This window comes from Clostridioides sp. ES-S-0123-01, assembly GCF_020658415.1.
Lineage (GTDB): Bacteria > Bacillota > Clostridia > Peptostreptococcales > Peptostreptococcaceae > Clostridioides.
Genome location: NZ_JACVWD010000002.1, coordinates 193,604 through 217,908, shown reverse-complemented (window position 1 = coordinate 217,908; position 24,305 = coordinate 193,604). Strand labels below are relative to the sequence as shown.

The window sequence follows — 24,305 nt, the reverse complement described above, 5'->3', positions numbered from 1 at the left end:
TTTTCTTCTTTTTTTTTACAAATTTGTAACAGAATAAAAAAAAGTTTTGGAGATTTTATTACAATTTTGTAGTTGAATATATACATTAAAACTAATATGATTAATAATAACATAAATTTGAATATTTTTAGAGGAGAGAAAATATGAGAAAATTGATATACTTTATTACACCATTTATAATAGGCGTAGTATTTTTATTTGGGTTAGACAAATTTCTTGATTCTAAAACTGATGAACTTTTGAGGGAGAAAAATCTACTTCCAATTATGGATGATACTTTAAGTGATATAAAGGATAAAGGTGTTACAGCAAATAATCATTTTTTGAGAGAAAAAGATATTATGATTTTGGGGTCATCAGAACTTAGTAATTCAACAAAACAACATCCAAAGTACTATTTTAATACAGATAGGAGCAAAAACAAAGTATTTGCAATTGGTAGAGCTTATACTCAGACATTACAAGATGCTGCAGTGTTAGGAAGTATGAATCCTAATATTGATAATAAGAAGGTTGTCTTGTTAATTTCTATGCAATGGTTTATGGAAAAAGATGGAGTCACAAGTCACCATTACCAGTCTAGGTTTTCACCAATACAATTTTATCGTTTTTTAGATAATCCAAAGATATCTAAACAAAATAAGATTGAATATATAAAAAAATCAAGTAAGCTTTTATGGGGTAGTGACGAATATAAGGCAGAAGCATTGTATGCCAAGCTATATGAACCTAAGACAGTGTATGAGAAAGCTGAGAAGGTGTTATTAGAGCCTTATTTTCAAGGGAGAAAATACTGTATAGAGCTTAAAGAAAAAGGGATACTTTATAAGAAATTAATTAGGCTAGATAAACACAAAAAAGAAGGAAGAAAAAAACCTATAAATTGGTCACATGAGAAAAAGAAAGCTATTGAAGATGCTAAGAAGAGAGTAGGTAACAATCCTCTAAACATTGACAAGTATTATTACAATGAGCATTTTAAAGATGGTCTAGAGCAATATAGAGGAAGAGATAAGGGCATAGACTTAGTAACATCTAAGGAATTTGAAAGTTATAAGCTTTTATTAAATGTATGCAAGGACTTAGATATTAAACCAGTTGTTGTACTAATTCCAAGTATGGGCAAATTTTATGATTTAACTGGTATCTCTGAGAAAGAAAGAAATCAGTTTTATGATAAGGCACAGAATATAGCAGAAAGTAAAGGCTTTGAAGTTATGAATCTTAAAGATAAAGGTAAAGAGAAATATTATTTAAGAGATGTAATGCATCTTGGAACGAAAGGATGGGTAGATGTCTGTGAGAGATTATTTAAAATATTTAAAGAGCAATAAAGAATTAGTAACTAGTATTTGTTTAACTATGATTATAATATTGGCAATAGGTGTTTTAACATTTACACCATTTAAAGAGTTGCCATTTATTTATAATGGATTTTAAAGGAGAATTTTTATATGAAAATTATTGAAGGAATAAAAAAATATTCAAATACAAATAGAATAGCATTGACATGTAATGGAGATAAACTTTCTTATAAAGATTTAAATGAGTATTCAGATGCTATATCAGTTTTTCTAAAAAATGTATACAAAGAAGAAGATACTCCTATAGTAATCTATGGTAATAAAGAAAATATGATAATGGCATGTATGATAGGAGCTTTAAAATCAGGTAGAGCATATGTTCCTCTTGATATTAGTTTTCCACTAGATAGAGTTTTTGAAGTTACTAAGGAAGTAAAGCCAAAAGTATTATTTAACTTTAGTGATGAAAAAGACTTTGGAGATATCAATGTAATTGATAAGAATAAATTAAATGATATAATAAGTGAGTATAAAGGAAAGTCATTACATAAAGAAAACTGGGTAAAAGGTGACGAGAATGCATATATACTATTTACATCAGGTAGTACTGGAAAGCCAAAAGGGGTTCAAATAAGTTCAAATAACTTAGATAGTTTTGTAGATTGGATAAGTCCTTATTTAAATATAGATGGAAGTGAAAAAGTAATAATGAATCAAGCAGCATATTCTTTTGACCTTTCAGTGACAACAATATACCCTGGTCTTGTTCATGGAGCTACATTATTTTCAATATCAAAAGATGTACTAGCAGATTATAAAGAGCTATTCAAACAATTTGGCGAATCTAATATTGCAGTATGGGTATCAACACCTTCTTTTGCAGGTGTATGTGTAACAGAAAAAGAGTTTAATAGTAAGATGCTTCCTAAACTTGAATCCATGATATTTATAGGAGAAGCACTTTCAAAAAATCTTACTAAAGAACTTATGAGTAGATTTCCAAATACAAGAGTTATCAATGGATATGGACCAACTGAAGCTACTGTTGGCGTAAGTGTAAATGATATGACTCAAGAAGCTATAGATGATGAAAAGAGCCTTCCAGTTGGATATCCTATGCAAAATTGTAAAATAAAAATACTTGATGAAAATGGAAATGAACTGAAAGAAAATGAAAAAGGTGAGATTATAATAGTTGGACCATCAGTTTCAAAAGGTTACTTTAATAATAAAGAGAAGACTGAAGAAGTATTTTTCTATGATGAAATAGATAGTGTAAAGTGGCGAGCTTATAAAACTGGTGATATGGGATATCTCTTAGATGGAACTATATACTATTGTGGAAGAAAAGATTTTCAAATTAAGTTAAATGGATTTAGGATTGAAATAGAAGATATAGAAAATAATTTGAGAAAAGTTCATAATGTAAAAAACGCAGTAGTTTTACCAATATATAAGGATGAAAAAATTGCTTATTTAAAAGGTATTGTTGAGTTAAATGAGAAGAATGATTTAGGTAATATCAAAAATGGGATGATGATAAAAAAGGAACTAGGAAAGTATATACCTTCGTATATGATTCCAAGAAATATTGCAATAATTTCTGAGTTTCCAACAAATATCAATGGTAAAATAGACAGAAAGAAACTTATGGAGGAAATTTAATGATTTTTTCACAGTATGGAGATTATTTTTATCTTTACATATTATTATTAACATCAATACCAGCAGTGATTTTAGGTTTAATGGGTAAAAATATAAAGTATTATGGTATGTTGGCAAGTTTATTTATGATATTTTTGATTGTAGGAATAGATGTTCAGTTTAAATACTTGTTGATATTTATCATTTTAGAAGTAATAATAGTCAAAGGATACGAATATGTAAGAAGAAAAACTAAAAACAAATATATCTATTGGGGATTTTTGTCTGCATCAATGCTTCCGATAATAATTAATAAAATATCTCCAGTTACATCTTTTGGATTGATTGGATTTATTGGAATATCATACTTAAATTTCAGGGCTATACAAATGGTTATTGAAATTTATGATGGTGCTATAAAAGAAGTTAAGATTTCAGATATGCTTTATTTTATGTTGTTTTTTCCAACACTGAGTTCTGGTCCTATTGACAGGTCAAGACGATTTGAACAGGATTTAGAGAATAAAATATCTAGAAAAGAGTATCTAGAAGAATACTTATTGCCTGGAATAAAAAACATTGTTATGGGAGTAGGTTATAAGTTTGTTATAGCATTTTTGATAAATACATATTGGGTGTCAATAATACCTAAAGATATGAGGTTTATAAACATTTTAAGTTATATGTATGCATATAGTTTATACCTGTTCTTTGATTTTGCAGGATACAGTTTATTTGCTATAGGTACAGGATATATATTTGGAATAAAAGTACCTATAAACTTTGATAAACCATTTATAAGTAAGGATATGAAAGAGTTTTGGACAAGATGGCATATAAGTCTTTCAAGATGGTTTGGAGATTATATTTTTTCAAGATTTGTTATGTCTTCAATGAGAAAGAAAAGATTTAAGAAAAGAACTACTGCTGCTCATGTAGCTCAGATGATAACAATGATAACAATGGGATTTTGGCATGGACTAACTTGGTTTTACATTGCTTATGGTGTGTATCAAGGCTTAGCACTTGTCTTAACTGATATATATCAGAGAAAATCTAAATTTTATAAGAAACATAAAAAAGAAAAATGGTTTGAGAGAGTTCAAATTTTCATTACATTCCATATTGTATGTTTTGGATTATTGATATTCTCAGGATATTTAGCTTAATTTTAAGGAGGCAAATTTATGCAGGAAACAGTTATAGAAATATTTGAAGATGTATTAGGAACTGATGAGATAAGAGATGATTTAGACCTTAACTTATTTGAAACAGAGCTTTTAGACTCATTAGCTATAATTGAAGTTTTACTTGAGATTGAAAATAGACTTGGAATAGAACTTCAACCAACTGATTTAGAAAGAAAAGACATGTCTACTGTAAATAATTTAGTAAAATTCTTAGAAACAAGAAAATAAATTAATAACTAAACGTTTAATTATTAATTTACATAATAAAAGATTATAAAGTCCATCTAATATTGATATTTGATGGATTTTTTTATTGTAAAGAGATATAACTTAGTTGTATAAATAATAAAATAGTGAAAAGTTTAAGGTATGAATGAAAGATTGCATGCTATATAAATTAATAGTAATATCTATTGTAAGATATACTATATTAAATTGAGTGAAATATCTTTTGTCATATATTAGAATTACTTTATGAGCTTAGATGTTAATTATAATCTTATAAAAGTAGAATACATATTTAGGAGGAGAACTTAATGTCTTTAAATTCAATAGATAGAAAAAAAGAAATATTAGAACTGCTAGATGCAAAAGGAAAGGTGAATACTAAAGAATTAGTAAAAAAACTAGAAGTATCATCGGAAACAATAAGAAGGTATTTGGAAGAATTAGAAAGTGAAAATAAGTTAAAAAAGGTTTATGGTGGTGCTGTAAAAATAAATTATGGAGTAATTGAGCCAGAACATATAAAAAGAAATAGCACTAATTTAGAAAAGAAACAAAGTATTGCTAAGTATGCAGCTAAATTTGTGAATGATAATGAATCAATTGTAATAGATGAAGGGACTACTAATTTACAAATTGTGGATTACATAGTTTCTATAAAAAATCTAAAGGTTATCACCAGTTCTTATCCTGTGCTATCAAAGTTGATTTCATATGAAAACCAAGGCGTATTTGATGGAGAAGTTATATTCATTGGTGGTAAAGTAAATTTAAAACATCAAAGAACAGCATGTCAGATGTCAATAGATGCTATGAAAAACTTATATGTAGATAAAGCATTTATATCTAGTGAAGGTATAATTGACAGCTTTGGAATTAGTAGCATAGACCAAAGTAAAGCTTTATTGTCAAAAGAGTATATAAGAAATTCAAAGGAAAGTTTTGTATTATGTGATAGTTCTAAGATAGGAATTGTAAGTATGTACAAGATAGCTGATTTGAATGAATTAGATTTTGTTATTTGTGATGCAGAACCTCCAAATGAATGGAGAGATAAATTAAATGAATCAAATATAACATGGATAGAAGCAAAATAGAAATGATAAATTTATAAAATTTAACCAATTCATAGATTTAACCTAAAAAGAAGATTACAAATTTTAATTTTTTGTATAGAGTTTTAATGTGATTTTTATATTGAAAACTAAAAACAAGTAAAAACAATTAAAAACATAAATTTAATATACATTTAACCTAAATATGATGTATAATTAACATGAAAAAGTTATACTTTAAAAGTAAAAACAATTAAAAACACGAAAATTCTAAATGAGAATCTATGGAGGTTATAAATATGAAAAAGTTATATGGAGAAAAAATAAAGGCAGTAGTATTTGACTGGGCTGGAACAACAGTAGATTATGGATGTTTTGCACCTCTTAATGTATTTATAGAGATATTTAAAAGAAGAGGTATAGATGTAACAATGGAAGAAGCAAGAAAACCTATGGGAAAATTAAAAATAGATCATATAAGAGAAATGTGCGAAATGGATAGAATAAAAAATATTTGGGCAGAGAATTTTGGAGGATTTCCAACAGAGGAAGATGTAAACAAACTTTATGCTGAATTTGAACCTATGTTATTTGAAACTCTAGAAGAGTATACAACTCCAATTCCTCATGTTGTTGAAACTATTGAGAGATTAAGACAAAATGGATTAAAAATAGGTTCTACAACAGGTTATACAAGAGAAATGATGAATATAGTTGAACCAAATGCAGCTAAAAAGGGATATTCACCAGATTTTCTTGTAACTCCATCAGAAGTATCTCAAGGAAGACCATATCCTTGGATGTGTTATAAAAACGCTGAAGCTTTGGGAGTATCTCCAATGAGTGCTATGGTAAAAGTTGGAGATACATTAAGTGATGTAAAAGAAGGTGTAAATGCTGGAATGTGGAGTGTTGCTGTAATAAAAGGTTCAAGTGAATTAGGACTTACACAAGAAGAAGTAGAAAATATGGATAAAGAAGAATTAAAAGTTAAGATGGAAGCAGTTTCAAAGAAATTTAAAGAAGCAGGAGCGCATTTTGTTATAGAAACTATGGCTGAATTAGAAGATGTTTTAGTAAAAATAGAAAATGAAACAATTAAGTCAGATTTTGTACCAGAAAATGATTACATATTACTTACACCAGGACCATTATCTACTACTAAATCAGTAAGAGCATCTATGTTAAAAGATTGGTGTACATGGGATGTTGAATATAATGATTTGGTACAAGATGTTAGAAGAAGACTAGTATCTTTAGCTACAAAAAATACAGAAAAATACACAAGTGTATTAATGCAAGGTAGTGGTACTTTCTCAGTGGAAGCTACAATAGGAAGCACTATCCCAAAGAATGGTAAACTTCTTGTAATTGCAAATGGAGCATATGGGAAGAGAATGAAGGACATATGCAGTTATTTAAATATAGAATATGTTGACTGTACATTTAGTGATGTAGAAGCAGTTGACTTAAACAGAGTGGAAAATTTATTGAAAGAAAATAAAGATATTACACATATATCAATGGTTCATTGTGAAACTACTACAGGTAGATTAAATCCTATACAAGATATAGGTAAGATTGCAAAAAAATATAATAAAGTTTACATAGTTGATGCAATGAGTAGTTTTGGTGGAATTAAAATTGATGTTGAAGACTTTAATATAGATTTTTTAGTGAGTAGCTCTAATAAATGTATACAAGGAGTACCAGGATTTGGTTTTATAATAGCTAACAGAGAAGAATTAGCTAAATGCAAAGGAATTGCTAAATCTTTATCTCTTGATGTATACGCTCAATGGGAAACTATGGAAAATAATAATGGTAAATGGAGATTTACTTCTCCTACACATGTTGTAAGAGCTTTTTATCAAGCATTACTAGAGCTAGAGGAAGAAGGTTCTGTTGAAAAAAGATATGCTAGATATAAAGAAAATCAATTTACAATATCTTCGAGATTAAAATCTCTAGGGTTTGATACATTGGTGAATGATGATGCTCAGTCACCTGTAATAACAACTTTCCTATATCCTAAGAATGCAAAATTTGAATTTATGGAATTCTACACTTATCTAAAAGAAAATGGATTTGTTATTTATCCAGGTAAATTGACTGATGTAGATACATTCAGAATAGGAAGTATAGGAGAAGTTTATCCAAAAGATATGGATAGATTAGCTGAGGTAATCGAGAAATTTATCAACATGTAGATTATATAAGTTCATTGATAGGTTATAAAGTTTAGAGACAAGTATATGTAAATAGTTAAATAATAGAGGGTATTTTATTTGAATTGGAAATCTAAGAAAGATTCATAGTTCATATAAAATATTTCCTCTATTATTTTTTTGTCTGTCTTTAAAGGAGGATTGTTTTATTCATCGAGATTATTATACTTGACAACGTAACAATGTTTTGTTATATTATATTCAAGAACAAAATAAGTTATTGAAAGGAAATCATTATGGATGGAGAATTACGTTCGCTAAATTTTAATGGAATGGGAAAATGTAAAGGTGGAATTTTTGATGAAGTTAATATAGCAGGTACAGGAAAAATAGATGGAAATATAAAATGTAATAAATTTGATTCTTCAGGTTCAGCAAAAGTGATTGGAACAACGGAATGTAATGAATTTTTTACAGCAGGATTGAGTAAAATTGAAGGAAATATATTGGCATCACAAGTGACAATATTTGGACTTCTTAAGTGTACTGGAGACATAAACTCAAGTAAAGTTAAGTCTGGAGGAATTATCAATGTTGGAGGAAACTTAAAGTCAGATATTATTAGCGGAGAAGGATGTCTAAAAATCAATAAAAGCATAGAATGCGAAAGTGTTGACTTAAGTGGAATTTTGGATTGTAATGGATTTTTAAATTGTGAAGAACTTAAGATAAGTTTGCATGGAACTTCTAATCTAAACGAAGTTGGTGCATGTAGTGTAAATATAAAAAAGGGACATGGCGATTATTGTAAAAGCTTTTATAGAGCTGAAAAAAAGAGTGGAGATTTTGAAAAGGCATCTTCTAATCTTAGAAATCTAGGTCTACTGTCAGTTAAAAAATATACAGAAAGTAGATTATTAGCAAATGTTATAGAAGCAGATGAAATCAGTTTAGAAAATAGTGAAGTTAAAATTGTAAGAGGTAAAAATATTAACATAGGCAAAGGTTGTTATATAGAGAGTTTGGAGTACAGTGAAAACATAGATATTGATGAAAGTTCAATAGTTGTTGAAATAAAGAATGTAAATGGAAAAGTAAGTCTAAATAATGAAAAAGTAAATCTAAATAAAGATAAGTAATATTTAGGCTTAAAATAAAATTTAAAATGAGGTAATGATATGGAAAATGGAACTATAAAAATACTTGGAGAAGGATTTATCAATAGTGGAGAATATGAAAGTATAAAAATTATGGGAAGTGCTAGGTCAAAAGGAAATATAAAATGTAATGAAGTAAATGTATTTGGAAATGTAAAGTTTGATGGAGATATTAGTATAAAAAACTTTGTAGTAAATGGAAAAGCTACTATAAAAGGGAGTCTTAAAGCTGAACGTGTAAGGGTTAATGGGCAACTTAGTATAGATGGAGATGCAGAAATAGATGATTTGATTATAACTGCTCAACAGAAAATTAATGGAAATTTAAAGTGTAATAATGTTACAGTAAAAGGTCAATTAATTGTAAGTGAAAGTATTTATGCACAGGATATAAAAGTTTATGGTGAAATGAGAAATAAAGAAAATATAGAATGTGAAGATATAAAGGTTCATGGAGCAATAAAATGTGATGGTCTTTTAAATGGAGAAAACATATATATCTATTCAGGAGGAGGTTCTTATTGTAAGGAGATAGGAGCAACTAATATAGAAATAGGTAGAAGTAAAGATATTTTTACATTTGGGATTAAATTTATTAACATTTTTTCAGGCAAATTTAAATGCAATTTGATAGAGGGAGATTCTATTGAATTAGAAGATGTTTCAATAAAGGATATACGAGGAAAAAGCATATCCCTAGTAAGCAATTGTGATGTTGAAAATATTGAATACAGTGACAAGTTGTTAGTTTCAGATAATTCGAGTGTAAAAAACAGTACAAAGGTGGGCTAGAAAAATTATGGAAGAATTGATATCTAAGAAAGATTTATTAAGCAAAACTAATATATCTTATGGGCAGCTATATAGATGGAAAAGAAAAAATATAATACCAGAAGAATGGTTTATAAAAAAATCAGCTTTTACAGGTCAAGAGACGTTTTTTCCAAGAGATAAAATACTAGAAAGAATAGAGTTAATACTATCTATGAAAGAAGATACATCTCTTGATGATATTGCAAACATGTTTACAAAAAAAGATACCAATAAAGAGTTTGACATTGACTTTATTTTAGAGAAGGAAGCTATATGTAATTACACAAAAGAAATATTTCAAAATTTATATAAAAAAGAACAGAGTATAGGCAAAAAGGAATTGCTTATATTGAGTATAATAGAGAAATTTTTAGTTAAATCCACAATAACATTTGAAGAATTAAAATTAATAGTAAATATAATAGAAGAAAATTTTAAATCAATATACAATGAAAATGGAAGAATTTATTTGTTTAGGAAGTTTGGTGTTCCATTTGTAATAGGATGCTTGGATTATAAACAAGTAAAATTTGAAAAGGATGTAGTTAAAATTGTTGAAATTGACTTAATGAAAGAAATAAATGATATAAGTATTAAGTTATCATAGTAGATTACTTATTATGTAGGAGAAGAGTTAGGATTTAAGTATGTAGAAAACGCACACTAATGCAAAAGTGTGCGTTTTTATTTTTCTATAAATTTTCTTAAATACTACATTTTTTTGAGAGTTTAAATATTCTATTGACTATAGTCCTAATTAGTACTATACTAAAATAGTACTAATTAGGACTTTTATATGGGAGGGATATTATGGAAATTCGTGAACAAATTAAACTTGTAAATGCTGTTTTAAGTGGAACTTTAGATTTATACAGGGTATGGGCTAAAAAACATGATTTAAATTATAATGCATTAGTTATCTTATATACTTTAGATGAGTATAAGGTATGTACGCAAAAGCAAATTTGTGAGTGGTGGGCTTTACCTAAACAGACGGTACATGGGATTTTGATGGAATTTGAAAAGAAGGGATATATTACTATTTCGTCTAATTCTGAAAATAAAAGAGAGCGTCTGGTTTCTTTTACAAAGAGTGGAAAACAATTTACTGATTCAATATTAGAACCACTTCATAGCATGGAAGAAAAGGCTATTGAAAAATTAGGAGATGAAAAATGGAATCAACTTATTGCTTGTAATACTGCATACTATGAATTGTTAAAGGAGGAAATTAAAAATGGATAATGTATTAGCTAAAAAATTTACATTTACTTCTTTACTATCTTTTGCAATTCCTAATGTTATTATGATGATTAGTTTATCTATGTACATTATTGTTGATGGTATGTTTATTTCTCGTTTGCTTGGTACAATAGCATTATCATCTACGAATATGGTATATCCAGCTATCAGTTTTGAAATGGCTGTAGCAATCATGGTTGCAACAGGTGGAAGTGCTATAGTTGCTAGAAAGATGGGGGAAGGAAAACAAGAGGAAGCAAGAAAAAATTTGAGTTTCTTAATCATTGTAGAAATATTGATTGGTATTTTTATTGCTATTATTGGAAACTTGTTTATTGATGAAATTATTTTGTTTTTAGGTGCAAGTTCAATACAAGCTCCTTTGTGTATTACTTATGCTAAAATACTTTTTAGCTTTGCACCTGCATTTTTTCTTCAAACAGCATTTCAGACTTTTCTGGTTACTTCTGGTAAACCAACACTTGGTCTGATTGTTACGTTGTTAGCTGGAGTTGTGAATATTGTGCTGGATTATATCTTTATGGTTCCATTGAATATGGGTATTGCTGGTGCAGCGATTGCAACTGGATTAGGTTATTGTATTCCTGCAATTGTAGGTTTAGCCTATTTCTTTTTTGCAAGAAATAATCCTCTGCACTTTGTAAAACCAGAACTAAATTGGAATGTGCTTTTTCGTTCTTGTACAAATGGGTCATCGGAAATGGTAACAAACTTAGCAAATGCTGTAACAACATTTATGTTTAACTATACTTTTTTGCAATATTATGGTGAAAATGGTGTTGCTTCTATAACAATTATCCTGTATTTCCAATACATCTTTACAGCTATTTATTTTGGCTATTCCAATGGAATAGCTCCAATTATCAGTTTTAAATATGGACATGGGGATAAAAAGCAACTACAAGATATATTTAAGAACAGTATATTATTTTTGATTATTAGTTCAATAGTATCGAATATTTTAATTCATTTGACTATAACAAAGTCATTGACTATTTTTACTTCAATTAACAGTGATGTTTACAATATTACACTTTATGGTTTTTCCTTCTATTCTCTAGCTTTTGTGATTATGGGATTTGGTATTTTTTCTTCTGCAATGTTTACAGCATTTTCTGATGGGAAAACATCAGCTATTATATCCTTTTCTAGAACGTTTATTTTTATTTTAGGTGCTATTCTTATTCTTCCAAATATATTTGGAGAAATAGGAGTTTGGATAGCTGTCCCTGTTGCAGAATTTTTAGGATTATTTATTTCTCTTTTATTTTTGATTAGAAAAAAACATTATGGCTATTGTAAATAAAACCTTAATTAAGGTCAATCCTATTACTCATACTACAACAGATAAGAATGTAAAAAGCAAGTTGTGAAATAAGATAGAAGTATACCCCAACAATACGAAATATATTGTTACAATATGTGGTGTAGGATATAAATTCAATGACAAATTGAAACAACAAAAGGAGAAGTGCCATTTTTAATAATTGCGCTTCTCTTTATTTTTATTGTATAAAAGTCTTTGATAAATATTAAATAAGTGGTAAAATTAGTTCTCAAGTTTTTTTATACTTTTAGAATACTGTATTTAATGGATAATATCATTTTTATAATATAATTTCATATTAGAATAATCTAATATTTATAAAACTAGATAGTATCAATATAATAAATTGCTTAAATACAGTAGATTATTTTTACTTATTCAAATAATGAATTTTTAAAGTCCAAGAAATATCCTTGTGGATGAAGACAAACAGGGCAAGCTTTTGGAGCTTCTTTACCAATATGAATATGTCCACAGTTTGTACATATCCATTGGATATCTTCATTTCTTCTAAATAAAGTACCTTCTTCTAAATCAGTAGCATATCTACCAAATCTATCACCATGAACTTTTTCTATTTCAGCTATATTTTCAAATAATTTAGCTATAGCTTCAAAACCTTCTTCACGTGCTGTTTTTCCAAAGTTTTTATATACATCATCCCACTCTTGAAGCTCATTATGTTGTGCAGCTTTAAGATGTTGAGCTGTTTTATCATATAAATCTACAGGATATGCTCCTGATATACTTATATTTTCTCCAGCAAATTCTTTTAATTTAGTAAAAAATTGTTTTGCATGTGACTTTTCTTGGTCAGCAGTATAATTAAATAAAGATTCTATTATATATAATCCTTCTTTTTTTGCTACAGATGCAGAAATATTATATCTATTTCTAGCCTGGCTTTCACCTGCAAAAGCTCTCAATAAATTTTCTTTAGTTTTACTGTCTTTTAAATTCATATTATACCTCTCTATTAACAATAAATTTTTACAATATTTGATTCTTTTTATTTATTATTCCAAAACTAGATATAATTATGCTCAATTTAGTCAGCATTTTTGAAATTATTATTGATTTTTTTTAAAATTCTAAGAAATTCTTGCTTTTCCTTTTCTGTGATATTACAGTAGGCTGTTTCTTTAACTTGTGATGAAATACTATTGAATGTATCCTCTATTAGCATTGCTTTCTTTGTAAGTTTTATATATGTAATACGTTTGTCATTGTCACTCTTTTGTCTTTCTATATATCCTAGACTTATAAGTTTATTAACTAATACTGTAACAGTAGATTTGTCTTTTCCTATTTTAGTTGCAATTTCTTTCATTGTAAGTATTCCATTATTTTCATAAAGTGCAGTGAGTATATTTCCATGTGTAGGCAACAATTCATTTAAACCGTTTTTATTGAGTTTATTTTCAATGAATTTAAGCATATTAGCTTTTGTCTTACTTATAAAATGTATAATATATTTATCTTCCATAAATTAATCTCCAATCTTTAAATTATTTGAGGTACTTTGAAATAAAAAGTAGTTTGACATAAAACTATTTTTCAACTATAATTAGTTTAACATAAAACTAAATGTATTGGGAGGAAATTTATGAGTAAAAATTTTAAATCACTATATATTACAGAAGAAGAGGGACGTTTTAAGAGAAATATAATCGAAAGAGATATAGATGAACTACCAGAAGGAGATGTTCTGATAAAAGTAAAATATTCTTCACTAAATTATAAGGATGCACTTTCAGCAAATGGAAATAAGGGTGTAACTAGAAAATATCCTCATACTCCAGGAATAGATGCATCTGGTGTAGTAGAATTTAGTAGTTGTGATGATTTTAAAGTTGGAGATGAAGTTTTGGTAACAGGTTATGATTTAGGAATGAACACCTCTGGAGGATTTTCAGAATATATAAGAGTTCCTTCTAATTGGGTTGTCAAACTTCCAACTAATCTTTCTCTAAAAGAAGCAATGGATTATGGTACAGCAGGATTTACAGCAGCTTTATCTGTATATAAATTTGTAAATACTGTAGACAAAGATATGGGAGATGTACTAGTTACTGGTGGTACTGGAGGAGTTGCTGTGATTGCAACTAAAATATTAGTTAAATTGGGATATTCAGTTGCAGTTTCAACAGGAAAATTGGAAGAACAAAAAGACACATTATTAAAACTAGGTGTTAAAGATGTTATACATAGATCAGAAGTAGATGATAATTCAGGGAGACCTCTACTTAGACCAAGATGGGCTGGAGTAATAGATACAGTAGGAGGAAATACTTTATCAACAGCAATAAAGACAACTAATTATTGTGGAGCAGTTACAACATGTGGTAATGCAGGTGGAATTGATTTTACAAGTTCAGTATATCCATTTATATTAAAAGGTGTTACTTTATATGGTATAGATTCTGTAGATTGCCCAATGAATTTGAGATTAAAAATATGGGACTTATTGTCAAATGAATGGAAGCTAGAAGATTTAGATGACATGGTAACTGTAGTATCATTAAATGAATTGAGTAAAAGCATAGATTCAATAATAGAAGGAAAGCATGTAGGAAGAACAGTAGTTGATTTAGGATTGTAGTGAAGGTTAGGTTTATAGTTAAGTTAACTGATTCTGAATATATAATTGGTTCTTAATATATAGTTAAGTAAGTTTTAATGTAAAACTATAACATCAAATCATAAAATAAAAAATGAGATACCTTAAAATTATTTTATTTAAGAGTATCTCATTTTGATTTTTATGTAAAAAGTTTATGTAAAGATTTTGGATAAAAAGACTATTCGTGAACAATTAATTCAAATACATCAGGTCTTGAATAGTGACCCTCTGAATCAAAATCTAGTCTACTAAGAACTATTTGTTCTAAATCTAAATCAGCTATTAATATTTCTTCTTTATTGAAAATAGGGCCTGCTACATATTTTCCAAAAGGGTCAACTATGCAACTTCCACCTGGACACATAATCTCTGGTTCTGCATCAAGTTCTTTATAATAGTTAAGGTCAGTTGGGTACATATTTTTTTCAACATATTGATTGCATCCAATAACAAAGCATCTTCCTTCTAAAGCGATATGCTTCATAGTTGATTGCCACTCTTCTCTTGAATCAGCAGTAGGGGCTATATAAAGTTTTACACCTTTAGCATAAAGAGCTGTTCTAGCTAGTGGCATGTAGTTTTCCCAGCAAATTAATGAACCCATTTTCCCATATGGAGTATCAACAACTGTAAGAGTACTTCCATCACCTTCACCCCAAATGCATCTTTCTGTTCCTGTAGGTTTAAGTTTTCTATGTTTACCAATAAGTTTACCTTCTGGTGAGAAAAATAAGTTTGTACAATAAAGAGTGCAATTTATATCGTTTCCATCTCTTTCTGTTATTCCCATTGATAGATATACTCCTGCTTCTTGGGCTGCTTTTCCTAATAAATCTGTTGTAGCACTAGGTACTGGTACAGAATTATCATAGTATCTTTTCCAATCTTCTCTACCTTTCATTGTTCTACTTCCAACAACAAATCCAAATGAAAGTCCTCTTGGATATGCAGGTATAAATGCTTCTGGGAAAACTACTATATTTGCCCCTTTTCTACCAGCCTCTTTAATTAATTCTAATGCTTTTTCAACAGTTTTATCTAAGTCCATTATAATTGGTGATGCCTGAACAACAGCAATTCTTACATTTTTATTTTCTTTGTTCATAAAAACCTCCTAAAAAATATTTGAATTTGTTGATTTGAACAGATTACATCAGGTTTTATTTGAGAAAAAAGTATCTTATCTTGTAAATAATGATGTAACTGTATATTTAAAATGATACATCATGATTTAGCAAATTACAATTATACAAAAAAATAATTCATATTAAGTACTTTTTTTATTAACATATAATATTAATTTTTCACATCAATATTATGACTATTAAATTATAATATTTGTAATGAATAGTATTTATTTCTTGGCGAACAATAATTAAAAATGAGATTTTCATATATTAATATTAGTTAATATTAAAAAAAATAAGCTTAATGAAATACGAATAATTAATTATAAAATACTAAAATAAATTTATCAAAATAGACAATTTAAGGAGAACTTTATGAAAGAAAAAATTTATTATAATGGAAATATCCTTACAATGGAAGATTCAATATGTGGAGATGCTATTCTTATAAAAGATAAAATAATAAAAAAAATAGGAACAAAAGAAGAAATTCTAGCTTTAAAAAATAATGAAACAGAAGTCATAGATTTGCAGGGTAAAACATTGATGCCTTCCTTTATAGATTCACACAGTCATTTGACAGCTTTTGCTACTACCCTAAGATTAGTTCCTTTAGAAGATGCAACTAGCTTTAAAGATATAGTAAAGAAAATACAAGATTTTAAAGATTCAAATGATATAAAAAAGGGTGAATGGATAATTGGTTTTTCGTATGATAACAATTTTTTAGAAGAAAATATTCATCCAGATAAAGATTTATTAGATAGTGCATCTTTAGAAAATCCAATACTAATTTCACATGCTTCTGGTCACATGGGAGTTGCAAATACTTTAGGATTAAAAAAATTAGGTGTTACTCATGAAACACAAGACCCAGAAGGAGGGCATATAGGCAGAGTCAAAGGGAGTAAAGAGCCAAATGGATACTTGGAGGAAAATGCCTTTTTTAAAGTATCATCTAAAATAAAACAACCATCATTAGATGAAGTTTGTAATCTAATTGAAAAAGTACAAGATATTTATTTAAGTTATGGTATTACAACAGCACAAGAGGGATTAATGGCAGATAATCAATTTAATCTCTTAAAACTAATGTCAAATCAAAATAGACTAAAAATAGATATTGTAGGATATGTAGATTTAAAAAATAGTAAATCTGTAAAAGATGATAATAAAAATTTTGTAAAGAAATATGTAAATAGATTTAAAATAGGAGGATATAAGATATTTTTAGATGGTTCTCCTCAAGGAAAGACAGCATGGTTAACGAAACCATATGAAAATTCAGAAGATGGTTATCGTGGGTATTCTATATATAAAGATGAGGAAGTAGAGAAATTTATAAACATTTCAGTAGAAGAAAAAATGCAACTTTTAACTCATTGTAATGGGGATGCAGCGGCAGACCAGTTGATAAACTTATTTGAAAAAGTTATAACAGGAAAAAATATTAAAGATAATATGAGACCTGTGATGATACATGCTCAAATTGTAAGAGAAGACCAAATTGATGAAATGGAAAAAATAAACATGATACCCTCATACTTTGTAGCTCACACATACTATTGGGGAGATATTCATATTAAAAACCTTGGGGAAGATAGAGCATTTAAGATTAGTCCAATTAAAACAACTATAGAAAAAGGTTTAATTTATACTTTACATCAAGATACACCTGTAATAGCACCTAATATGCTTGAAACAATATGGTGTGCTGTTAATAGAATTACAAAAAAAGGAGTATTGATAGGTGAAAATGAAAAAATAAGCCCATTAGAAGCTTTAAAAGGTGTTACTATAAATGCAGCATATCAATATTTTGAAGAAGATAAAAAGGGTTCAATCAAAGAAGGTAAACTAGCTAATTTAATAATACTAGATGAAAATCCACTTACTGTTGACTCTCTTAAAATAAAAGATATTAAAGTTTTACAAACAATAGTAGAAGGGGAAGTATTATATTCATTAAAATAGATATGAATTATATTCTTTTAAATATTATGTAAAAGTATTGTATAAAAAATATTATGTAAAAATAAAATCTAATAAAATAGGTAGAGTTAAATAATATTATATGTGACTGAAGGGCTAGCTTATTAGGTCTAAAGGTTCATTGCCATAATTTTATTAATTCTACCTTGAAAATTTGTGTTTTTAGGACACAACTATGTAGATTACCTTACTTTCAACTTCACTTGGATTTCCCCATTTATGTCTCATACCAAAAGGTATTTTTACACTATCACCTTCATTTAATTCAAATATATCATCTTCCAAACTAAGTTCAACACTTCCTTTAAGTATATAAGCAACTTCGTCTCCAGCATGCCCATTTTTTTCTTTACAGTAAGACTTAGGGGACAAATTCATAATGGCAAATTCGAATTTATTAAATGGATTATTGGATAACATTTCATATAAAATATTTTCTGATTCTGGAAAAATTACTATTTTTCTAAGATTGTTTCTTACAATTAATTCTGAATCATCAATAGAAGGAACGAAAAAAGTAATTAATGGTACATTTAAAGCATTTGAAATTGATTTTAAAAAATTTATGGATGGATTTACGCTTCCTTTTTCTATTTGACTAATTAAAGAAGGTGTAACTTTAATTAATTTAGATAAATCTTTTATACTAATGTTCTGTTTTTTTCTACATAAAGTCAATTTTTTACCTATACTTGAATTACTCATTAAAATCCTCCTATTCTAACATCTGACAAAGAATATATAAAGAATTATATCATAAGGTAAAAAAATTTATATGAAAATTGATAATTATATAAGATTGATAAAAAAAAAGTCAAAATAGATAATTGATTGCTAAAATTAGCATAATTATAATGAAAGTAAAAGTAAGATTAATGATGAAAAATTAAATTATATTAATTTAATTAAATATAATTTGACAATATGTAAAAAAGTGAGTAAAATATAACTAAATAAAAATAATAGGTTCGGATAAGACAGAAAAAGATTTCTTAACCTTAAGCAAATATACTATTATCAAAGTTAACTGAGATTAAGAGATAACATCCAATCTTAAAGTATTGAGGAGGAAAAAATGCTTGATATAAAAAGAATAAGAGAAAACTTAGATTGTATAAAAAAAGCAATGGAAAGAAGAGGTGAAAAAGCCTTTAATCTTGATGAAGTAGTTAAGTTAGATGATGAAAGAAGAAAAATTCTTCAAGAAGTTGAGGTTATGAAAAACGAATTAAATACTGCATCTAAAAATATACCAAATCTTATAAAAGAAGGTAAAGATGTAGAAAATGAAAAAATTAAGCTAAAAGAGTTATCTGACAAGATTAAAGTTATAGACCAAAACCTTAAAGATGTAGAGGAAAAAATGGAATACTTGTTAATGAGAATTCCAAATGTACCACATTCAGAAGTACCACAAGGGGAAACCGATGAAGATAATGTTGAGGTGAGAACTTGGGGTAAGACGTCTAATTTTGATTTTGAATCTAAAGCTCATTGGGAAATAGGGACTGAGTTAGGTATACTTGATTTTGAAACAGCTGGTAAAATAACTGGTTCAAGATTCACTCTTTATAAGGGATTAGGAGCTAGATTAGAAAGGGCATTATTAAATTTTTATCTAGATACAAATACAACAGTAAATGGATACACAGAAATTATTCCACCATTTATGGCAAATAGAAATAGTTTTTTGGGTACAGGACAACTACCTAAGTTTGAAGAGGATATGTTCAAAATAGAAGGATTAGATTACTTTTTAATTCCAACATCAGAAGTTCCTTTAACTAATATACATGCTAATGAAATACTTAAATTTGAGCAACTACCAATAAATTATACAGCATATACTCCTTGTTTTAGGTCAGAAGCTGGTTCTGCTGGAAGGGATACAAGAGGTTTGGTAAGACAACATCAATTTAATAAAGTAGAAATGGTAAAAATAGTAGCTCCAGAAGAATCTTACAATGAATTAGAAAAATTAACTAATAATGCTGAGAATATGCTACAATTATTAAATTTACCATATAGAGTAGTAAAAATATGTACAGGTGACTTAGGATTTACGGCTTCTTTTAAATATGATGTAGAAGTTTGGATGCCAAGTTATAACAGATATGTTGAAATTTCATCTTGTTCAAACTGTGAAGATTTTCAAGCCAGAAGAGCTGGAATAAGATTTAAAAGAGACAAAAATTCTAAAGCTGAATATGCACATACATTAAATGGTTCTGGACTGGCTATTGGAAGAAGTGTAGCAGCTATATTGGAAAATTACCAACAAGCAGATGGCTCTGTAATAGTTCCAGAAGTTTTAAGACCATATATGGGTGTTTCTGTTATTAAATAACAATTAAGATATATATTTTTAAATAATAAAGTAAGCTATAAATAATTAAAAAATAATAATTAATATAATAATGTGTACAAACTAATGAATATTGATATAGTATAGCTATCATATGAAAGAGTATGTGCACATTTTTATTTGATAATTTATTTAAGGGTAAATGAATATAAATAATCTATAAACAGAAAGGGTTTTTTTATGAAAATTCAAAATACTGAGTGGGGATATATTGAATGGAAACATACTTATGATGAGAATAACCCAAAACAAGCTATGAATATATATATCGCAGTTACTATGCCAGGTAAAAAACATTTTAATCATGTTCATTATGGTCAAGAACAGATGATATATATTTTAGAAGGAGAAGGGTTATATATTATAAATGGAGTTTGGAAGCCATTTTCGCAAGGTATGATTTTTTACATAGAATCTGGTAGCACACATGAGTCTATAAATACAGGAGATGGACCAATAAAAGAACTTATTGTTTCAAATAATGTAGGAAATATAGGAGAAAGTGAAGTTATAGAAATCAATCCTAATAGCGATTTAAAAAAGACCTTAATAAATTATAGTGAAAGTACTTTAAATTTATATGCAGCAGTAGAATCAATTCGTGGTCAGTTTATTGATCCATTTAAAATTCCACTGATTATATATGATGATTCTTGGAACATAGTTTTAAAAAATCCATATTTTCCATTATTTTGTTTTGAAAAGTGTAACCCTATGAAGTTTCCTAAAAATTGCGATTGTATGAATCAAAAAAGTAGCAATCAATTCATATGTAAGTATGGGATAACTATATATAATATTCCAATATTATACAAGAACAATAGTATTGGAGTTATTCGAGGAGGATATGTATTGTTATCTGATTTAAATCTAGATACTACTCATAGTAATTTATATGATATTCCAGAAGGTGCTGCTAGAAGCATAAAAAGATTATTAAAGCAAATATCTAAAAACATAATAAATTTTTGTTCATTTAATGATATAAGAAAAGATTTACAAGAGAAAGAACAAACTATTGCAAGAACATATCACTATGGAGAACAACTTGAAATGAATCTAAAGGTAGCACAGGATACGGTTACTAATTTGAGAATAAATCATCATTTTTTATTTAATACTTTAAATTCAATGGCAAGTATAGCACTTGATGATGGTTGCTATGATTTATATAGTGCAATAATAGATTTGTCTAAAATGTTTAGATATACAATGAGGTCGGATTTAAGGTTTGTAGAATTAGAAGCTGAAATATTATATATTAAAAATTATTTAAATTTGCAAAAGTTACGTTATGGTAATGCATTAAAAGTTGAATATGTTATTCCCAAAGAGTTATATAAGATTTCTGTACCTTTCAATTTTATTCAACCTATTGTAGAGAATGCTTTTACACATGGTTTTAGAGATATTGATAAAGAAAAGCAAATTAAAATAGTTGCAAGTGTAGATTGTCAGTATGCTGTTATAAAAATCTGTAATAATGGAACTATTTTGGATGAAGGTACTATTGAAAAAGTGAAAACAGGTATTCATAGTAATAATGGTCATGGTCTATCTTTAATATATACAAAGTTCACATCTGCTTATGGAAGTGATTTTGAGATGAATATTAAATCAAATAGTAAAGAAGGTACTTATATAATTATTAAAATCCCTCTTGAAAATGAATAAAGAATATGTATAAAACTTAGATAAAATTAATAAGTTTTATCAGTATAAAGAAATATATTAGATGTTTCTATATTATTTTTTACATCTTACTTTTTTGTACATCATTAAGCTAAAAGGGAGGAATTCTCATGAGAAGAGCACTAATAATAGATGATGAAGAAGCTGTTTTAAAAATAATAACACATTTTATAAAGATGAAAGATATGCCAATAGAAATTGTTGGGAGAGCAACTTCTGGTGACGAAGCAGTAGAAAAGATAATTAGTTTAGAGCCAGATATAGTATTTATAGACATTCAGATGCCGATATATAATGGGTTGGAAGTAATAGAAAGAACATCTCACATATCTAAAAAAATAAAATTTGTAGTAATAACTGCCTTTGATTATTTTGAATATGCCCAAAAAGCTTTAAGATTAAATGTAAAAGATATACTTCTTAAACCACTAGACTTGAAGGAGTTTACTAGGTCTGTAGAAAAGATTATTGGTTATCAGTATACTAGCAATGATTTGTTAAATGAAATACTAGAGTATATAAATTTAAATTATAGTGAGGATTTAAAATTAAATGATTGTGCTAAATTATTTTTAACTAATCCATCCAATATATCTAGGATTTTTAAAAGTAATTTGAATACTACCTTTATATCATATTTAAATCATATACGAATAGAAAAATCTATAGAATTGCTTGAAAATACAAAAAAAAGTATAAATGAGATTGCGGAAATAGTTGGATATAACAGTCTAAATAACTTTTATAAGAATTTTAAGATAGAAAAAGGGATGACACCCAAAGTTTATAAATTGAATATTAAAAATTGAAATTGATAAATAAAAAGTCAATATAGATAATTGTTTGAAAATGTCTGGATAAGTATACTTTAATTAATAACAAAAATTAAAGCGCTTTAAACATATTTAATAACATTGAACCTTATAAAAGATGTACCTATATATATAAAAAAATATATATAAATAAAAATTAAAAAATATACAAAATAAAAAAAGTGAATTAAATATTATTCCAAAAAGACAGAATATTCATTTAAATTCGCTGTAAATTTATATTTGTTAAAGAAGGTAACTTTATAATGGAGGTAAGTTGATATGTCAGACAAAGTAAATATTAAAAATGTTATCTGTATTGCAGGTGCTTATTTAGCAACAGCAATAGGTTCAGGATTTGCGACTGGTCAAGAAATACTCCAATTTTTTGCATCCCAAGGATATATGGGATTGATTGGAGCATTAATATCGATGGTACTATTCTCATTTCTTGGTGTTGAAGTCATAACAAGGGGGAGAGAGTTAAAACTTAAAGAGCCAACAAGAATTTACACTTTTTATTGTGGAAAGATTCTAGGAAAATTTTATGAATGGTTTAGTCCAATATTTTTATTTGGAATTCTGATAGTAATGATTTCAGGTGCTGGTTCAACTTTAACTGAATATTATGGAATAAATCCTTATTTAGGAAGGGTATTAATGTCTATTGCTACACTAATCACAGTATCCATGGGGCTTGAAAAATTAGTAAATATACTTGGGCGCATTGGACCAGTAATAGCAGTATTTACTATTGCAGTTGGATTAATAAGTTTATTTAAGCACTTAGATGGATTACCTGTTGTTGGAGAGGCAATGAAAAATATTGAAGTTACAAAAGCATCAGGAAGCCCAATAGTTTCAGGTGTAATTTACAATACATTAAATATAATTGTAATGATTGTATTTTTAACAGGTATGGGAGCTTCTGTTGAAAATAAAAAAGATGCTTTCTGGGGAGGATTATTAGGTGGTGTAGTTTTTATGACTGCTGGTATAGTTATGTATCTAGCTATGATTTCAGATATAGGTAACCTGTATATGAAAGAGATACCATCCCTTTATCTAGCAGATAATATATCTCCTATTGTAGGTGTATGTTTCTCAGTTGCACTTATATTAGGTATCTATACAACTGCTGTTCCACTTTTATGGTCTGTGACTAATAGAATTGTTGAAGACAAACACCCTAAATTTAAATTAGTTACAACAGTAGTAGCTATTTTGGCTTGTATTGGTGGCTTTTTACCATTTGGTAAGCTAGTAAATATTTTATATCCATACACAGGTTATATGGGACTTTTAATTTTAGTTTGCATGGTATATAGGGCAATTACATGTAGAGAAAAATCAACTCAAAGTCAGGAATAAATATAGTTAGGATAATTGATAGTTGAGAAAATTTCTTATTGTAATACAAATTATAAAAAAGTCAAAATAGTTAAATAAATTGCAAATTTTGATAATATAATTAATTAAAATATTATAGTAGAATATAAATATAAATAAAAATTAATTAAATTTATAAAAATAATTAAATTAAGAAGA

Annotated in this window: 22 protein-coding genes; 18 read left to right on the top strand and 4 right to left on the bottom strand. The window is 27.5% G+C overall.

The features are described 5' to 3' along the window. Positions 1–143 precede the first annotated feature (143 nt). The 12 genes from dltD (at position 144) to IC175_RS04475 (ending at position 12,125) form a co-directional block, all read left to right on the top strand. Complete coding sequence (dltD, locus tag IC175_RS04530) at positions 144–1,334, top strand: D-alanyl-lipoteichoic acid biosynthesis protein DltD (RefSeq protein WP_227434364.1); 1,191 nt, start codon at positions 144–146, stop codon at positions 1,332–1,334. Then, positions 1,300–1,440, top strand: a complete 141-nt coding sequence (locus IC175_RS04525; RefSeq protein WP_227434522.1) for a hypothetical protein — start codon at positions 1,300–1,302, stop codon at positions 1,438–1,440. Before dltD ends, IC175_RS04525 begins: the two co-directional genes overlap by 35 nt. Positions 1,441–1,454: 14 nt before the next feature. Further along, positions 1,455–2,969 carry a D-alanine--poly(phosphoribitol) ligase gene (locus tag IC175_RS04520; RefSeq protein WP_227830874.1) on the top strand — a complete coding sequence of 505 codons (1,515 nt, stop codon included), beginning with the start codon at positions 1,455–1,457 and terminating at the stop codon, positions 2,967–2,969. Beyond that, a complete protein-coding gene (gene dltB, locus IC175_RS04515; RefSeq protein WP_227851176.1) occupies positions 2,969–4,117 on the top strand; it encodes a D-alanyl-lipoteichoic acid biosynthesis protein DltB in 1,149 nt (382 codons plus the stop codon). Before IC175_RS04520 ends, dltB begins: the two co-directional genes overlap by 1 nt. Before the next feature lie 18 nt (positions 4,118–4,135). Continuing rightward, a complete protein-coding gene (gene dltC / locus IC175_RS04510) occupies positions 4,136–4,366 on the top strand; it encodes a D-alanine--poly(phosphoribitol) ligase subunit DltC (RefSeq protein WP_227434367.1) in 231 nt (76 codons plus the stop codon). A 308-nt stretch (positions 4,367–4,674) separates the two neighbouring features. Further along, positions 4,675–5,460: a DeoR/GlpR family DNA-binding transcription regulator gene (locus IC175_RS04505; protein WP_227434368.1), complete on the top strand. Its 786-nt coding sequence runs from the start codon at positions 4,675–4,677 to the stop codon at positions 5,458–5,460. 257 nt (positions 5,461–5,717) lie between these two features. Next, on the top strand, positions 5,718–7,628 hold the full coding sequence (gene phnW, locus IC175_RS19585; RefSeq protein ID WP_227830873.1) for a 2-aminoethylphosphonate--pyruvate transaminase: 1,911 nt from the start codon (positions 5,718–5,720) through the stop codon (positions 7,626–7,628). 254 nt (positions 7,629–7,882) lie between these two features. Then, positions 7,883–8,725 carry a hypothetical protein gene (locus IC175_RS04495; protein ID WP_227851175.1) on the top strand — a complete coding sequence of 281 codons (843 nt, stop codon included), beginning with the start codon at positions 7,883–7,885 and terminating at the stop codon, positions 8,723–8,725. Positions 8,726–8,764: 39 nt separating this feature from the next. Next, positions 8,765–9,535, top strand: a complete 771-nt coding sequence (locus IC175_RS04490; protein ID WP_227482069.1) for a polymer-forming cytoskeletal protein — start codon at positions 8,765–8,767, stop codon at positions 9,533–9,535. Between the two features lie 7 nt (positions 9,536–9,542). Then, entirely contained in the window at positions 9,543–10,163 is a 621-nt protein-coding gene (locus tag IC175_RS04485) for a YhbD family protein (RefSeq protein ID WP_227434372.1), read from the top strand. Positions 10,164–10,366: 203 nt separating this feature from the next. Then, on the top strand, positions 10,367–10,801 hold the full coding sequence (locus IC175_RS04480; RefSeq protein WP_227434373.1) for a MarR family winged helix-turn-helix transcriptional regulator: 435 nt from the start codon (positions 10,367–10,369) through the stop codon (positions 10,799–10,801). Further along, positions 10,794–12,125 (top strand): MATE family efflux transporter, encoded by a 1,332-nt coding sequence (locus tag IC175_RS04475; protein WP_227434374.1) that lies wholly within the window; start codon positions 10,794–10,796, stop codon positions 12,123–12,125. Before IC175_RS04480 ends, IC175_RS04475 begins: the two co-directional genes overlap by 8 nt. A gap of 395 nt (positions 12,126–12,520) precedes the next feature. Here IC175_RS04475 and rbr read toward each other — a convergent pair whose 3' ends face one another. Both rbr and IC175_RS04465 read right to left on the bottom strand, forming a co-directional pair. Next, positions 12,521–13,108, bottom strand: coding sequence for a rubrerythrin (gene rbr / locus IC175_RS04470; protein ID WP_227434375.1), 588 nt, complete (start codon positions 13,106–13,108; stop codon positions 12,521–12,523). An 86-nt stretch (positions 13,109–13,194) separates the two neighbouring features. Further along, positions 13,195–13,632, bottom strand: a complete 438-nt coding sequence (locus tag IC175_RS04465; protein WP_227434376.1) for a MarR family winged helix-turn-helix transcriptional regulator — start codon at positions 13,630–13,632, stop codon at positions 13,195–13,197. Positions 13,633–13,752: 120 nt separating this feature from the next. On the opposite strand from IC175_RS04465, the gene IC175_RS04460 reads away from it, so the two are divergent. Continuing rightward, positions 13,753–14,748 (top strand): YhdH/YhfP family quinone oxidoreductase, encoded by a 996-nt coding sequence (locus IC175_RS04460; protein ID WP_227482070.1) that lies wholly within the window; start codon positions 13,753–13,755, stop codon positions 14,746–14,748. A gap of 199 nt (positions 14,749–14,947) precedes the next feature. Here IC175_RS04460 and IC175_RS04455 read toward each other — a convergent pair whose 3' ends face one another. Next, entirely contained in the window at positions 14,948–15,874 is a 927-nt protein-coding gene (locus tag IC175_RS04455; RefSeq protein ID WP_227482071.1) for a carbon-nitrogen hydrolase family protein, read from the bottom strand. Positions 15,875–16,271: 397 nt separating this feature from the next. Here IC175_RS04455 and IC175_RS04450 point away from each other — a divergent pair, with 397 nt between their 5' ends. Next, a complete protein-coding gene (locus tag IC175_RS04450; RefSeq protein WP_227851174.1) occupies positions 16,272–17,870 on the top strand; it encodes an amidohydrolase in 1,599 nt (532 codons plus the stop codon). A 180-nt stretch (positions 17,871–18,050) separates the two neighbouring features. Here IC175_RS04450 and IC175_RS04445 read toward each other — a convergent pair whose 3' ends face one another. Then, positions 18,051–18,593, bottom strand: coding sequence for a helix-turn-helix domain-containing protein (locus IC175_RS04445; RefSeq protein ID WP_227434380.1), 543 nt, complete (start codon positions 18,591–18,593; stop codon positions 18,051–18,053). A 370-nt stretch (positions 18,594–18,963) separates the two neighbouring features. On the opposite strand from IC175_RS04445, the gene serS reads away from it, so the two are divergent. From serS to IC175_RS04425, 4 genes are all read left to right on the top strand, one after another. Continuing rightward, positions 18,964–20,235, top strand: coding sequence for a serine--tRNA ligase (serS, locus tag IC175_RS04440; protein WP_227482072.1), 1,272 nt, complete (start codon positions 18,964–18,966; stop codon positions 20,233–20,235). Between the two features lie 198 nt (positions 20,236–20,433). Next, positions 20,434–21,927, top strand: a complete 1,494-nt coding sequence (locus tag IC175_RS04435; protein WP_227434382.1) for a histidine kinase — start codon at positions 20,434–20,436, stop codon at positions 21,925–21,927. A gap of 128 nt (positions 21,928–22,055) precedes the next feature. Next, a complete protein-coding gene (locus IC175_RS04430; RefSeq protein ID WP_227851173.1) occupies positions 22,056–22,754 on the top strand; it encodes a response regulator in 699 nt (232 codons plus the stop codon). 285 nt (positions 22,755–23,039) lie between these two features. Further along, positions 23,040–24,128: a hypothetical protein gene (locus IC175_RS04425; RefSeq protein ID WP_227434384.1), complete on the top strand. Its 1,089-nt coding sequence runs from the start codon at positions 23,040–23,042 to the stop codon at positions 24,126–24,128. Positions 24,129–24,305 lie beyond the last annotated feature (177 nt).

Excerpts from the sequence above, each read along its gene's own strand:
- IC175_RS04485 (WP_227434372.1), top strand. The coding sequence starts at position 9,543 with ATGGAAGAATTGATATCTAAGAAAGATTTATTAAGCAAAACTAATATA.
- dltC (WP_227434367.1), top strand. The coding sequence starts at position 4,136 with ATGCAGGAAACAGTTATAGAAATATTTGAAGATGTATTAGGAACTGAT.
- IC175_RS04445 (WP_227434380.1), bottom strand. The coding sequence starts at position 18,593 with ATGAGTAATTCAAGTATAGGTAAAAAATTGACTTTATGTAGAAAAAAA.
- IC175_RS04450 (WP_227851174.1), top strand. The coding sequence starts at position 16,272 with ATGAAAGAAAAAATTTATTATAATGGAAATATCCTTACAATGGAAGAT.
- phnW (WP_227830873.1), top strand. The coding sequence starts at position 5,718 with ATGAAAAAGTTATATGGAGAAAAAATAAAGGCAGTAGTATTTGACTGG.
- IC175_RS04455 (WP_227482071.1), bottom strand. The coding sequence starts at position 15,874 with ATGAACAAAGAAAATAAAAATGTAAGAATTGCTGTTGTTCAGGCATCA.
- serS (WP_227482072.1), top strand. The coding sequence starts at position 18,964 with ATGCTTGATATAAAAAGAATAAGAGAAAACTTAGATTGTATAAAAAAA.
- IC175_RS04495 (WP_227851175.1), top strand. The coding sequence starts at position 7,883 with ATGGATGGAGAATTACGTTCGCTAAATTTTAATGGAATGGGAAAATGT.
- IC175_RS04425 (WP_227434384.1), top strand. The coding sequence starts at position 23,040 with ATGTCAGACAAAGTAAATATTAAAAATGTTATCTGTATTGCAGGTGCT.
- IC175_RS04505 (WP_227434368.1), top strand. The coding sequence starts at position 4,675 with ATGTCTTTAAATTCAATAGATAGAAAAAAAGAAATATTAGAACTGCTA.
- IC175_RS04460 (WP_227482070.1), top strand. The coding sequence starts at position 13,753 with ATGAGTAAAAATTTTAAATCACTATATATTACAGAAGAAGAGGGACGT.
- IC175_RS04480 (WP_227434373.1), top strand. The coding sequence starts at position 10,367 with ATGGAAATTCGTGAACAAATTAAACTTGTAAATGCTGTTTTAAGTGGA.
- dltB (WP_227851176.1), top strand. The coding sequence starts at position 2,969 with ATGATTTTTTCACAGTATGGAGATTATTTTTATCTTTACATATTATTA.
- IC175_RS04465 (WP_227434376.1), bottom strand. The coding sequence starts at position 13,632 with ATGGAAGATAAATATATTATACATTTTATAAGTAAGACAAAAGCTAAT.
- IC175_RS04475 (WP_227434374.1), top strand. The coding sequence starts at position 10,794 with ATGGATAATGTATTAGCTAAAAAATTTACATTTACTTCTTTACTATCT.
- IC175_RS04430 (WP_227851173.1), top strand. The coding sequence starts at position 22,056 with ATGAGAAGAGCACTAATAATAGATGATGAAGAAGCTGTTTTAAAAATA.
- dltD (WP_227434364.1), top strand. The coding sequence starts at position 144 with ATGAGAAAATTGATATACTTTATTACACCATTTATAATAGGCGTAGTA.
- rbr (WP_227434375.1), bottom strand. The coding sequence starts at position 13,108 with ATGAATTTAAAAGACAGTAAAACTAAAGAAAATTTATTGAGAGCTTTT.
- IC175_RS04490 (WP_227482069.1), top strand. The coding sequence starts at position 8,765 with ATGGAAAATGGAACTATAAAAATACTTGGAGAAGGATTTATCAATAGT.
- IC175_RS04520 (WP_227830874.1), top strand. The coding sequence starts at position 1,455 with ATGAAAATTATTGAAGGAATAAAAAAATATTCAAATACAAATAGAATA.
- IC175_RS04435 (WP_227434382.1), top strand. The coding sequence starts at position 20,434 with ATGAAAATTCAAAATACTGAGTGGGGATATATTGAATGGAAACATACT.